Source organism: Clostridium sp. UBA4548, from assembly GCF_002387895.1.
Lineage (GTDB): Bacteria > Bacillota > Clostridia > Clostridiales > Clostridiaceae > Clostridium_J.
Map to the genome: position 1 here is coordinate 24,311 of NZ_DGLI01000048.1, position 12,647 is coordinate 36,957.

The 12,647-nt window shown below is 31.5% G+C and carries 12 protein-coding genes; all 12 read left to right on the forward strand.

Features of this window, described 5'->3' with window-relative positions; translation table 11 throughout:
- Positions 1-506 precede the first annotated feature (506 nt).
- The 12 genes from B3040_RS17700 to B3040_RS17755 all read left to right on the forward strand — a co-directional run bounded on the left by B3040_RS17700 (position 507) and on the right by B3040_RS17755 (position 12,497).
- Positions 507-1,976, forward strand: a complete 1,470-nt coding sequence (locus B3040_RS17700) for an N-acyl-D-amino-acid deacylase family protein (RefSeq protein WP_291576244.1) — start codon at positions 507-509, stop codon at positions 1,974-1,976.
- Between the two features lie 450 nt (positions 1,977-2,426).
- Complete coding sequence (locus B3040_RS17705) at positions 2,427-3,077, forward strand: C45 family autoproteolytic acyltransferase/hydolase (RefSeq protein WP_291576247.1); 651 nt, start codon at positions 2,427-2,429, stop codon at positions 3,075-3,077.
- Positions 3,078-3,082: 5 nt separating this feature from the next.
- The gene (locus B3040_RS17710; RefSeq protein WP_291576249.1) at positions 3,083-3,556 is read left to right on the forward strand and encodes a carcinine hydrolase/isopenicillin-N N-acyltransferase family protein; all 474 of its coding nucleotides are present in this window, start codon (positions 3,083-3,085) and stop codon (positions 3,554-3,556) included.
- A 264-nt stretch (positions 3,557-3,820) separates the two neighbouring features.
- A complete protein-coding gene (locus B3040_RS17715; protein ID WP_291576251.1) occupies positions 3,821-4,927 on the forward strand; it encodes a hypothetical protein in 1,107 nt (368 codons plus the stop codon).
- A 9-nt stretch (positions 4,928-4,936) separates the two neighbouring features.
- On the forward strand, positions 4,937-5,215 hold the full coding sequence (locus B3040_RS17720; protein ID WP_291576253.1) for a CD3324 family protein: 279 nt from the start codon (positions 4,937-4,939) through the stop codon (positions 5,213-5,215).
- Between the two features lie 465 nt (positions 5,216-5,680).
- Positions 5,681-6,457, forward strand: a complete 777-nt coding sequence (locus B3040_RS17725) for an ABC transporter ATP-binding protein (protein WP_291576256.1) — start codon at positions 5,681-5,683, stop codon at positions 6,455-6,457.
- Between the two features lie 7 nt (positions 6,458-6,464).
- Complete coding sequence (locus B3040_RS17730; RefSeq protein WP_291576258.1) at positions 6,465-8,498, forward strand: ABC transporter permease; 2,034 nt, start codon at positions 6,465-6,467, stop codon at positions 8,496-8,498.
- 7 nt (positions 8,499-8,505) lie between these two features.
- Positions 8,506-9,195, forward strand: coding sequence for a response regulator transcription factor (locus B3040_RS17735; RefSeq protein WP_349679185.1), 690 nt, complete (start codon positions 8,506-8,508; stop codon positions 9,193-9,195).
- The gene (locus B3040_RS17740; RefSeq protein WP_291576260.1) at positions 9,188-10,213 is read left to right on the forward strand and encodes a sensor histidine kinase; all 1,026 of its coding nucleotides are present in this window, start codon (positions 9,188-9,190) and stop codon (positions 10,211-10,213) included. The genes B3040_RS17735 and B3040_RS17740 overlap by 8 nt, the downstream gene beginning before the upstream one ends.
- 304 nt (positions 10,214-10,517) lie before the next feature.
- A complete protein-coding gene (locus B3040_RS17745) occupies positions 10,518-10,715 on the forward strand; it encodes a hypothetical protein (protein WP_291576262.1) in 198 nt (65 codons plus the stop codon).
- Positions 10,648-11,337 carry a helix-turn-helix transcriptional regulator gene (locus B3040_RS17750; protein WP_291576264.1) on the forward strand — a complete coding sequence of 230 codons (690 nt, stop codon included), beginning with the start codon at positions 10,648-10,650 and terminating at the stop codon, positions 11,335-11,337. The genes B3040_RS17745 and B3040_RS17750 overlap by 68 nt, the downstream gene beginning before the upstream one ends.
- 386 nt (positions 11,338-11,723) lie before the next feature.
- Positions 11,724-12,497, forward strand: coding sequence for a GNAT family N-acetyltransferase (locus tag B3040_RS17755; RefSeq protein ID WP_291576267.1), 774 nt, complete (start codon positions 11,724-11,726; stop codon positions 12,495-12,497).
- Positions 12,498-12,647: the final 150 nt, after the last annotated feature.

Sequence of the window (12,647 nt, forward strand, 5' to 3'; positions counted from 1 at the left end):
TGCGAGAAGTTACCTAAATAATAGGGCATCTAAAGGTTAGAAAGTTCTTGTATATAGTAAATCAAAGTCAACACTTACTTATACAATACTTATACTTTGGGTTCATTAAGGCTTCTGGTGATGAAAAATATATTTCAACGGGGAAGCCTTAGGAAAATAAAGTTAAGACTTAACCTATACATGAACCTACCCTATATTTTTTAGACTTTTAGATATAATTATAAAAAATCACCTTGAAAGTCTATAGGCAGACAAAGAAAATCTGAAATTATCAGTTTTAACTTAACATTAATTGTCATATTGTCTACCTCGCTTTCTTAGTTTATATACATATATTAACAGGTAATAAATAACATGTCAATACTTGGGTTATGAGACTAATAATAGAATTGAGATTTTAAAGGGTAGCCTTAACAAGAGTTCTAGCTTATAGAACTTTATTACAAATTTGATAGTTTCATATAGTAATTTCTAACTTAGCATGGTGATGCTAATATTATTTTCAAATGAAGCGTGAAATAGCTAAAGAAACAATTGATGCTAAAGGGTTAATTGTAGCACCAGGTTTTATAGATATACATAGCCATTCTGATTGGCGCATATTTTCAACCTTGAAAACTGAGAATGTGATAAGGCAGGGGGTAACAACAGAGGTTGTAGGTCAATGTGGGGATTCCCCCTTTCCAGTTATAGACCATAAGGCCCATGAAATTTATGATTATTTTTTAAGTCAAAATATTAGTAGTGATTTACTCAAATGGTCAACACCAAGGGAGTTTTTTGACCTTGTTAATGAGGTCGGAATATCACATAATATAGTGCCATTAGTAGGTCATGGAACTATAAGAATGAATGTAATGGGATATGAAAATAGAAAGCCTACAGATAAGGAACTTGACGTGATGAAGACTCTAGTTGAAGATGCAATGAAAAGTGGAGTCTTTGGCATTTCAACTGGATTGCCTTATCCTCCGGGAGTTTTTGCAGATACACAGGAATTAATTGAACTTTGCAAGGTTGTTGCAGAATATAAAGGTGTGTATACAACTCATTTAAGGAGTCAAAGTACTCATTTTCTTGATGCAATTCAAGAGTCTATACAGATTGGGGAAGAATCAGGAATAAAGGTAAATATCTCTCATTTAAAAGCCTCAGATAAGGATAATTGGGGGAAGGTTGTTGAAGCAATAGAAATTATGAATAAAGCAAGAGAGAATGGACTTAGTATTATATGTGATGTGTATCCTTATATAGCGGCATCGAATCCTTTAAGCTCAGAATTGCCTTCATGGATTCATGAAGGGGGAACGGAAAAATTAATTGAAAAACTTAAGAATAGAAGTATTAGAGAAAAATTAAGAAAGGAATTGCCCAAGGATCAGGATGAATTGTGGAGTTTAATATATATTTGTGATGTTAGAGATGACAAGTATAAAAAATATATAGGTAAAAATATAAAGGAAATATCAGAAATCATTGGTGAGACACCACTTGATACAGTTTGTGAATTATTAATTAAAAATGAAGGAGTTATACAGGTAAATGTAATATGTATGAGTGAAGAAGATGTTCAATATGTCTTAGCATATAACTTTGCTAGTATAGGAGCAGATGGTGGGGCCTTTATTACAGAGGGCTATACAGGGCATCCAAGAGCATTTGGTACTTTTCCTACATTTATAGGAAAGTACATAAGAGATTCCAAGATAGTCTCCCTTGAGGAAGGAATAAGAAAAATGACCTCTCTTCCTGCAGAATTCATTGAAATTAAGGATAGAGGTGTAATTGGTGAAAAAATGTATGCAGATATAGTAATATTTGATTATGAAAAGATTGCTGATAAAGCAACTTATGACAAACCTGCAGAATATCCAGAGGGAATAGAGTATGTTGTAATAAATGGAAAGATACAACTTGTAAATGGTATGTATAATCGTATTGCGGCTGGAAGAATTATAAGGAAAAATGATATATAGATATGTAAATTAGAGAAGGTCTTCGTTATCACCATTACTGTAAAGTATAACATGGACCTTTCTAATGATAGAAATGTATTAATTCTATCTATGTGTGTGATTAAAAGGAATTTTCAGCGTGGGTGAATAATAGTATATATTATGTTAAATCCAGCTAATCTATAAAAAATGAGGTACAGCTAACCAGCTATACCTCATTTTTTATTTAAAGTTTATGCTAAAATTTCTAGAAATTCCTAAAATATTAACCATAGTATACTGCAAAAATCACAACTTGTAAATATATCCAATAATACAGAAAGAAATAGAAAGTAATTCCTAGTGTTTTCTGAACTAGAGTTAAACCACTGAACTTTACTGAATTTGATGTCCTATTTGTGCAGTTATATAATTTAAAACACAGTAACCAGTGCAGGGAAAGCATAATCAGAATTATGAGGGGTGAAAGCTATGGATAATAATATAAACCAGCAGACCGTATTATATAAACATATTACAGTTGAAGGAACATCCTATGAAGTAGGGAGAATTCTAGGGCAGCTTATTATAGCAAAGGCAGATTCATTTAGGAACATTGCAACTAATTTCCATGAAAAGGGCAAAGCTGTAAGAATTCATATAGAGAAAGCAATAGAGTATTTTGATAGATACTGCTCTGGGATTAATGATGAAATTAGGGGAGTGGCAGACACTTTAGGGGTTAGTGTAGAACAAATAATTTATTATATTAACACTTATAAAAGTAAAGGAGGTTGTAGTCAAATGGTAGTGCTTCCTGGAATAACAACAAATGGACATGTTTATGCTGCTCGAAATTATGATTACCGTCCTGAGGAATCAGATTTATGTCTTACGACAACAAAAGTGAAAGGTAAGGCTAGTCATATAGGATTTTCAGAATTAATCTTTGGTCGTGATGATGGTATTAATGAACATGGATTATTTATCAGTATGTCTAATGCAGCTCCAGGTATAACATCAGATTCCATAGGTGTAGATTTTTGGGCAGTAATTAGATCAGTATTGGATAATTGTAAGAATGTTGAAGAAGCCATAGAACAAATTTTATTGTTGCGGATAGAAATTCACAGGCTGCATTAATTGAGGTGGCAGGCTGTGATAAGAGAATTCACAAAATAAATAATAAGAACTCAAAAAAGTATCTTTGTGCTACTAATCATTTTATTTCAGATGAAATGTTATACCATGATAACTCCAGGTATTGGGATTCAGTAGCTAGATATACTGCAATGGAATTAGGTATAAACGAAGCTATTTCTAGGGTTAGCAAGGGGGTTTTAAAGGGGGTCTTAACAGATTTAATGCCTTTTGGAACATGCTGTCATTATTATACTGGTGGGCTTGGCACACTTTGGTCAGTTATATATGATGTCACTGATATAAACATGGAAGTATGTTTTGGTTCCCCTAGAGCAAATCATTGGTATACTTTTGATTTGAATTGCTTAACCAATAGAGAAGATTATTATGCAGTTCTGCCTAATGATAATAAGAAACCCTTATGGAAGAAGCTACCTCCAGGAGCTAATGATTGTTCAGAGTTCGAAATAGTTTATTAGAGAAATATTAGGTTTAGAAATGGTAGACCTAAAGGCTACAAAACATTGTTAAATATAGGGGAAATATTTAAGCATGGAATTAAAATCAGTGCTTATTATATTTTTCATATAATTTAGACTTAAAGCTTTATTATTAAGATATGTACAGAATTACCCAGAAAAGAACTGTCTATATATTTAATTTTAGGATGCAGATATAATTAAATTAAGAAATCGATGGATCCATTAATTTTTAAAATTTAAAAGTAATTTGGAGGTAAAAAAATGAAAAGAGATAAAAGGGTATTAGAAATAGTTAAAAATAAAATCATGAATGAATATAAAGAGGATATCTTATTACTTGTAGTATATGGAAACAAAAGGGAAGCTGAAGATGGGAACTTAGGAACAGGGTTTTACTTCATTCCTAAAGATGAAAGAGGGAAAAAACTTTCAACTCAATTTATTGTAGAAGGTGTAAGTTATGATCTATTTCCTATAAGTTGGGAAAGATTAGTTGCAAATGCTGCAATGGATAGCCCACAAGGATATTTACTTTTAGATACAGAAGTAGTTTATTGTTCAGATGAAGATGCTCTTAGTAGATTTGAAAATTTAAAAGACAGTCTTAAAGTTGTATTGAGTGGTCAGTATGATGAAGCATTGTTAAATAAAGCTTATGAGTACTTTAATGAGAGTTATATATATCTTTATAATATGTATAAGTATAGAGATAGTATAAGCAGTGTAAGGCTAGAAGCAGGAAAACTCCTTAAAAAAATCGCAAATGCCTTAGGCTTTGCAAACAGTCAGTATTATAAAAATGGAAATGGTTCTGTTTTAAAGGATTCTTTAAGTCTTGGAAGATTACCTAAGGATTATGAAGCACTAGTAAATCATATAATTTTTGCTACTTCTAGTGAAGAAATTCACGTGAAATCCTTAGGTCTTGTTGAAAATACTAGAGAGTTACTACTCAGTATGAAAAAAGAGAAAAAACAGGTTGAGTTGTTTGAAACACTTTTCACTGGCTATTACGAGGAATTGAAAAAAAGCATTAATAAATGCAAAAATGCTGTTAGTAAACAGGACTACTACAAATTATTTGAACTCTTCTCATATATTCAAGAAGAAGTTAGTGAGTTTATTGCTAAAGTTGAAGAGGGTATATGGTATGATGATAGAAATGCTTATGTAGAATACTCAAAACACTTTAACAATATATTTAAAGTAGATTTATTGGAACTAGTTTCTCAGAAAGATGATAAACAAATCCTTGTGGCAATTGATAAGTTTGAAAAAGAATTAATTTCATTAATTACCAAAAACCACATTAGATTACTCGATTTTAAATCGATAGATGATTTTGAAAGCTATTTTAGAGAGAAGTAGGAGATTTAGGTGAAATACAAAAATGCAAAGGAAATCTTGCCAAAAGCCTTGATGGATGAGGTTCAAAAGTATATAGAAGGTGAGTATCTATATATACCTAAAGCTGAAGGAACAAGAAAAAAATGGGGAGATAATTCTGGATATAGACGTAATCTTTCTATGAGAAATGATAGTATAAGAAAAGAATATATAAATGGAGCTACAATAAGTGAACTAGCTAATAAATACTATCTTTCTGAAAATACTATTAAAAAGATAGTTTATGTAAAAGACAAAGCAAGTGACTGATTTTAAAGTTGTTTATATTCTTAACAAGTATACTAGAAATAAAAATAAATAAAAATTATGTAAATGCTATAATTTCAAGTGAAATTATAGCATTTACTTTTGAAATAAAAAGTATAAGAAGAATCAAAAGAAACCTTTCACTAAGTGTAAGTGTTTTATCCAATGGATCCTTTGTATAATAGGAATATAAGCTATATGAATAAATTAATTTATTTAAATAATGAATAGATTCATTTTCAGGAGTTACTTTCTATGTTGACCTAAACTGCAATAAAATCCATTTTCTTAGTGGATTGAGCTGGCACTTATATAAGAGTGTGATGATCATAAATAATCAAGGGGTAAACTTGCATAAGTGGGAAACTAACACTTATAGAAGAGGGCAGATTTAAAACTTTGAAAAGGGTGTTAATTTTAGAAAGGTTTATTATTTAGTTATAAAGTCAAAGGTGAGAGGAGATAAAAATGAGTGATAAAATATTAGAGGTTAAGGATTTAAAAAAATATTATGGAAAAACTGCCTCCGTTACAAAGGCTTTGGATGGTATAAATTTTCAGGTTATAAATGGAGAGTTTATCGGAATTATGGGAAGTAGTGGTTCAGGGAAAACAACTTTACTTAATTGCATTGCAACCACTACTCATGGTACAGAGGGAAAAATTTTATTAAAAGGTGAAAATATTGAAGGCTTTAAGGGGAATAAATTAGCAGATTATAGAGGCAGTAGAATAGGTTATTTATTTCAAAACTTTGAGCTGCTTGAAAATTTAACTGCAAGAGAAAATATTTTACTTCCTGTGGCAATTCATAATAAATTAGAAAACAAGAGTAAAGCTGTACTAGAGAACTTAGCAGATTATATGGAAATTAGTGATGTTTTAGATAAATTTCCAAATGAAATGTCAGGGGGACAAAAGCAACGTGTGGCAGCTGCAAGAGCTCTTATTTTAAACCCAGAGATTGTTCTTGCAGATGAACCTACAGGGGCTTTAGATTCTAAAAATGCAAAGGCTTTAATGCAAAAGTTAGCTGATTTGAATGAAAAGCAAAGCACTACCATTTTAATGGTTACTCATGATGCTAATGCTGCCAGCTTCTGTACAAGAATTTTATTTATACAGGATGGAAAGCTTTTTCATGAGCTAAGACGGAAGCTACCAGAAGAATCTAGACAAGCCTTTTATGAAAGAATACTTCTAGTTATGGCACAGCTAGGAGGTGGTAGCGCTAATGTTCTATGATTTAGTAATGAAAAATAGTAAGCGAACCCGTAAAGAAAATGGATTGTTTTTCGCTTCTTTAATTGTGTCAATTATATCTTTTTATATTATTTTAGCTCTTGAAAAGCAGGATGCTATAATATTTTTAAAAACTATAGAAAGTCAGGCTGTAGATAAGTTATTTTTATTAATTCCAGTTTTATATGGCTTTTCTCTATTTATTTTATTTTTTCTTGTATATTTTGCAGGAAAATATCAACTGGACAGAAGAGGCCGTGAGTTAGGTATGTATTTAATGCTAGGAATGAAGCGTAGCAAGCTATTTTTAATGCTCGTTGCTGAGGAATTATGGAACAGCATCATATCACTAGCAATTGGTATTCCAGTAGCAATTTTTTTATCTGAGATAATTAGTTTAGTTACAGCTAAAGTAATAGGAATTGGAGTTATTGGACATGAATTTTCCTTTTCCCTTTCAGCAATTATAGGAACTATTATTGGATATTTTATAATTAGACTTATAGCACTTGGTATTTTAAGTGGTAAGTTTTTTAAAAAAGACGTTACAGAGCTACTTTCAGATTCACAGGTAGAAAAACATAGAAAATTAAACAAGACAGTTATAAGCATTCAATTATTTTTGGGTTTTATATTACTTGCAGTTGCTTATGCTAGGGCTATTATAGGAAATGCTTGGGAGCATACAACCTTTATGGGTATTACAGTGATTTTAGGGCTTTGTGGTACTTTTCTTATATTTCATGGCGTTGGAATTTTATTTGAAATGATTCTTACAAAGAAGAAGAATAGAAATGGATTGGTAATGTTCACCTTTAGGCAGCTTCAAGAGTTTGTTTTTTCAAAGCCAAATACTTTAGCAATTTCTTCTCTTTTAATCTTAATAGCACTTTGTTGCTTTGGATATGGCTTATCTGTAGGCTTTATATCTAATTCAAAGGAACCCCGTGTTATTGATTATACCTTTAATGTAGAGGAACAGGTGTTAAAGTCTGAGCTAAAAAGCCTTAATTTACAGGAGTATATTGATGAATTATCGCCTATGAAGGTAGGAATTTATTTTGAAAATGAGAGCACAAAAAGTTTTTCTATAGATGGGCTAATAAAGGCTGTAGAAAAACAAGCGGATGGAGAAAACAAGGAGATTTTACTAAATAATCTTCAGTATGTTACTAGGCCATATTTAATTTCTATAGATGGCTACAACAAGCTTTTACAGCTAGCAGGAAAGGAACCACTGGTACTAAAGGACAATGAAGTGGCTCTTTATAATGATCCAGAGTTTTGTAATTCAAATTTTATGGATATACTTGAAAAAGCTTTAAAAGATAAGCCTTCTTTAAAGATAGGAAATGAAAGCTATGAATTAGTAGACAAGTATTATAAGGATAGCATAGTAACAGATAGGCTAATAACTATTAGCTATGGATTAATCGTTCCAGAAAAGGTGTTTAATAAATTTACTGATAAAAATAATGTTACTACTTATTGGAATGCTACTTTAAAAGAGACCTTTGTTAAGGCTGAGGGGTTAATGCAGGCTATTAGTAAGGTTAATGAAAAACTAAATACTACTGATTTACATTATGAAAGCTATCTTCAAAACATGGGGAGAGAGCTATTTTATAGAGTAGCAGCAAGTTATACAACAATTTATCTTGCTATTATTTTTCTTATAATAGCAAATACAGTTATGGGAGTACAGTTTTTGATGCAGCAGCAAAAGGCAAGAAAGCATTATCAATCACTAATATATATTGGTGCAACCTATGAAATGCTTTGTAAATCAGCAAGAAGCCAAATTACTTGGTATTTTTCACTATCACTAGTTGTGGCTACCATAAGTAGTATATTTGGAGTAAGGTCATTATTTACAGGTGTTATGACCACAGCCATGAAAGGTCAAGTTAATAAGTTAATGCTTATTTCAATTCCTGTTATTATATTACTTTCTATGGTAGAATTTTCTTATATGGTTGCTGTAAAGAAAATCAGTGATAAAAGTATTTTAAAGCTTACAGATATAAAAAGAGAGGATAGTTAGAAGATTTATGGTGAAGAAGATAGTTATTGTTGAAGATGAGCAATTTATGAGAGAAGAGCTCGTTTATATATTAGAAAAGGAAGGCTATGAGACTTATTGCATAACTAGCTTTTTAAAGGCAACAGAGCAAATCTTTACTGCTTCACCAGACCTAGTCTTACTAGACCTAAATTTGTCAGGGGTTTCGGGATTTGAAATTTGTAAGGAAATTAGGCACAAAAGCACAGTTCCAATTCTTGTGCTAACAGGAAGAGAACAGCTAAGAGATGAACTTCACGCACTAGAAATTGGTGCTGATGAATATATAAATAAACCCTGTCATAAAAAGCGACTGCTAGCAAGGATATCAAATTTGCTTCGTCGCAGGGAAGATAGGAATAACTTTTTAGAAATAGGGGGCATTAGGCTAGATGTACAAACACATATGATTAATGTTAAGGGAAAAACTATGATTTTACCTGAAAATCAAGGGAAAATTATGGAGCTTTTACTTATACATTATCAGGATATAGTTACAAAGGATATGATTTTTGAGAAGCTTTGGGGGACTAAAGAGTATGTAGATGAAAATGCTCTTCATGTTAATATGACTCGGCTAAAGAAAACTATGAAGCACCTTGATACAGATTATAACATAGTTACCATTAGGGGGAAGGGTTACTTTTTAGAGTTTATTGGAGATAAGTGCAATGATTAAAACTTTAACAGAAATATTAAAAAAATATAGGCTATGGATCATTGTTATTATCATATTAAATATTATCTTTGGCTTTCTACTATGGCTAGTTGATGGCAAGGAATTTAGATATCTTTTTCCCACTATGGTCCTTGGTTCTCTACTTTTGTATTTTATTATAGCTCTTATTATTTATAAAAGGGACTTAGAAAAACAGGAAGCAATTCTAAGTTTTTTAGAGGAGCCAATTATAAGTAAAGAGAAGGAAATTATAGGCTTATTCAGTGAGAACGAAAAAAAGGTAATTGAAAAAATAGGGAATATAATACGAGAAAATCAAGCCACTATAAAAAGTCAAAATAGGAATATTGATGAGTATAAAGAGTATATAGAAGCTTGGGCCCATGAGATAAAAACTCCCTTAGGACTTATGACCTTTGTACTAGATAATCGAAGAGAAGAAATATCACCTGTAATATACAATAGGTTAGAGTATGCAAGAACAAAGATGCAAGAGGATATAGAAAGGATGCTATATTATGCAAGGCTTAAAGCTGCTCGTAATGATTATTTTTTTAGAGAACTATCTTTAAAAACCCTTTGCTATGAGGTACTAGAGGAATATGAAATTTTATTACAAGAGCAGGGAATAAAGGTAATAGTGGAACTTGAAGATTTTAATGTTGTTTCAGATAAAAAGGGTATTCAGTTTATAATAAGACAAGTAATTAGCAATGCTATAAAATATAAGAAACCTAATGAAATTTGTCCTCATATATTTATTTCCTCACAGGAGAATAAGAAAAGTATAAGCCTTATCATAAGGGACAATGGAATTGGTGTTAAAGCCTATGACTTACCCCTTATTTTTGAAAAGGGATTTACAGGGGAGCTTGGAGAGCAGAGAAAGAATTCCACAGGTATGGGTTTATACCTAGCAGGGCAAGTAGCAGAAAACTTGAAAATCACCCTAGAAGTCACGGAAGATTATACAGATGGCTTTGAAATTTCATTAGTATTTCCAAGAGTAGTTCGGTAGAAGTTCAATGAAAAAGAAGGCTACATATAAGGGTTGTTTTTTAGGAAAATTGCATTTAAAGTGAAGACTATTTTGAAGATGCCTTATAGAAAAAAATAAAAAGGCTTTAAATCAGGGTTTAATAGGAACTTAATAGAGGAATTAAGGTGTGCAACTTTAAGTTGCAGGAGTAACTGAAAAAGAACTTTATGCTTGATAGAAAGAGGCGTTATTAAAATATACAATTAAGGTATCAAGCTTAGGCAGCCGAAAACAAATAATAAGTCAAAGATGTAAAGGATATTTTGAGTTTACAAGAAAGCTTGTGCCGACAAGGAATCAGATTCAGCAGATAGCAAAGCTATCTACGGGTTCTGTTGACGCAGTACAACACAAAATAGACGAGTATACTTACTTATTTATTTTTGAAGATGCCTTAAAGGAGGATATGTATTATGTTTGGCAAAAATCTGCAATTTTTAAGAAAAATGCACAATGGTATGACTCAAGAGGAATTGGCTGAAAAAGTGGGCGTAAGTAGGCAAACCATTTCTAAATGGGAGTTGGATGCAACTTATCCTGAAATGGACAAAATCCTAGAACTTTGTCAGTTATTTTCATGCTCTATGGATCAGTTGATAAGGGAAGATATGAATGTATGTGGTGAGGCATACTCTCATATTAGAATTGAAGATGTTGGGGAGTTTCAATACATCAGATATGCTGTAATCAGTATGGAGCCTGAAGATGATGCTGTAAATCATGTAAAGAGCTGGGCAACCAACTTGGGAATAGAGAGGCCTGAAATTATAGGGTGGGATTTCCCTTTTGCATCTCAGGAGCAAGTGAATGTATTTCATATGCATGGTTATGCAGCTGCATGTATTTTACCATCAGGCATTAAGCTAGGCGATAACAATGCAGAAGTGATTACGCAGAAAAAACAAAAGTATGTAGCAATTACCATTAAGGAGCCCTTTAAAGCACCTTTTAGCATAATTCCTAACGCATATAAGACATTGATGTCATATATGCAAATAAATGGACTTCAAGGTAAAAATGATAAAGATATTATTTCATGTTTTGAGAAAGTATATATAATAAATGGTGTAGATTATATGGATGTATACATTGCAATAAAATAATAAATTTATAGCGCGGATTAAAAATAAACTTCAATATTATCTTTTACACAAAGTTATATATGCGTTCTATAAAATAGACGAGGATACTGGGTATTTATTTTTGAAGATGTCTTATATAGATATAAAAAGAGGACTTACTATAATGAGGTAAGTCCTTGATACATTCTAAAATTGTTCGTATTGCTCCAATTATAGCAACTCCAGATTGTATATATACATGGAGCTAATTCAAATCATAAAGATGTCATGAAACGGAAAGGTGAGTGGTGGTCTGATATGATAAACTGGTGATTAGGGGAATAATTATTATGATGTCGGCATTGTGATTTATGTAAAATGTTAAAAGAGAGAAGATGTAGATTATATGATAAGAAAGAAGTGATTTTATGATTTATAAAGCAGATATTAAAATAAGGGAACAGTTGAATTTTATATTTAAAGATATGAGTGACACTATGATTTTATCATATCTTCAAGGGTACATGGGAACAGCTTGGGTTAATGATCCTAGAAATCCTACTGCGGCACAAATAATAGTAGGTGTTTTTGTGTTTTATGCTGGAGATCCATATGCAAAGGGTACAGAGGAGTTACTTAAAAATTTACCTAAGGATAATCTAGTGATTGTTGAGAAGGATGAATGGAAAAATCGTATAGAAACTGTTTATAAAGGGTACGTAGATAAATTTCAGCGTTATGCCTTCAAGAAGAGTCCTGAATATCTAGATTGTAATCATATACAATCTTTTTTAGGGAAGCTACCAATAGGATATGAATTAAGGAAAATAGATAAGGTTCTATCATATGATCCATCCTTGCAGGAGGTTTCAGAGGATTTTACAAGTCAGTTTGATTCCATAGAGGATTATATTAATAAAGGTATAGGATATTGTATTTTGCATAAGGGGAAAATTGTTTGTGGGGCCTCATCCTATAGTGTTTATGATGATGGTATCGAGATTGAAATTGATACACATCCAAACCATAGAAGAAAAGGCTTAGCAACTGTAGCTGCTGCTGCCTTGATATTAGATTGTGTTGAAAACGGAAAATATCCTAGTTGGGATGCTGCAAATCCTGTTTCAGTTGCCCTTGCACAAAAATTCGGATATGTGCTGGAGGAACCTTATGATACATATCATATTCATTGTGAAAAATAGTTGATTTCTATATAATTAAAAATATATAATCATAATAGTTTTACTTAAACACAGATAATGGGTTGCGGGTTAGTTTAGAAATTATACAATATAATAATCTAATTATTTGATTACATAATGAAAAACAAAAGTTTTTTCAATGGAAAAGTT

Bases quoted from the DNA above. Each gene is read 5' to 3' on its own strand.
- B3040_RS17700 (WP_291576244.1), top strand. From the start codon at position 507: ATGAAGCGTGAAATAGCTAAAGAAACAATTGATGCTAAAGGGTTAATT.
- B3040_RS17705 (WP_291576247.1), top strand. From the start codon at position 2,427: ATGGATAATAATATAAACCAGCAGACCGTATTATATAAACATATTACA.
- B3040_RS17715 (WP_291576251.1), top strand. From the start codon at position 3,821: ATGAAAAGAGATAAAAGGGTATTAGAAATAGTTAAAAATAAAATCATG.
- B3040_RS17725 (WP_291576256.1), top strand. From the start codon at position 5,681: ATGAGTGATAAAATATTAGAGGTTAAGGATTTAAAAAAATATTATGGA.
- B3040_RS17730 (WP_291576258.1), top strand. From the start codon at position 6,465: ATGAAAAATAGTAAGCGAACCCGTAAAGAAAATGGATTGTTTTTCGCT.
- B3040_RS17735 (WP_349679185.1), top strand. From the start codon at position 8,506: ATGGTGAAGAAGATAGTTATTGTTGAAGATGAGCAATTTATGAGAGAA.
- B3040_RS17740 (WP_291576260.1), top strand. From the start codon at position 9,188: ATGATTAAAACTTTAACAGAAATATTAAAAAAATATAGGCTATGGATC.
- B3040_RS17750 (WP_291576264.1), top strand. From the start codon at position 10,648: ATGTTTGGCAAAAATCTGCAATTTTTAAGAAAAATGCACAATGGTATG.
- B3040_RS17755 (WP_291576267.1), top strand. From the start codon at position 11,724: ATGATTTATAAAGCAGATATTAAAATAAGGGAACAGTTGAATTTTATA.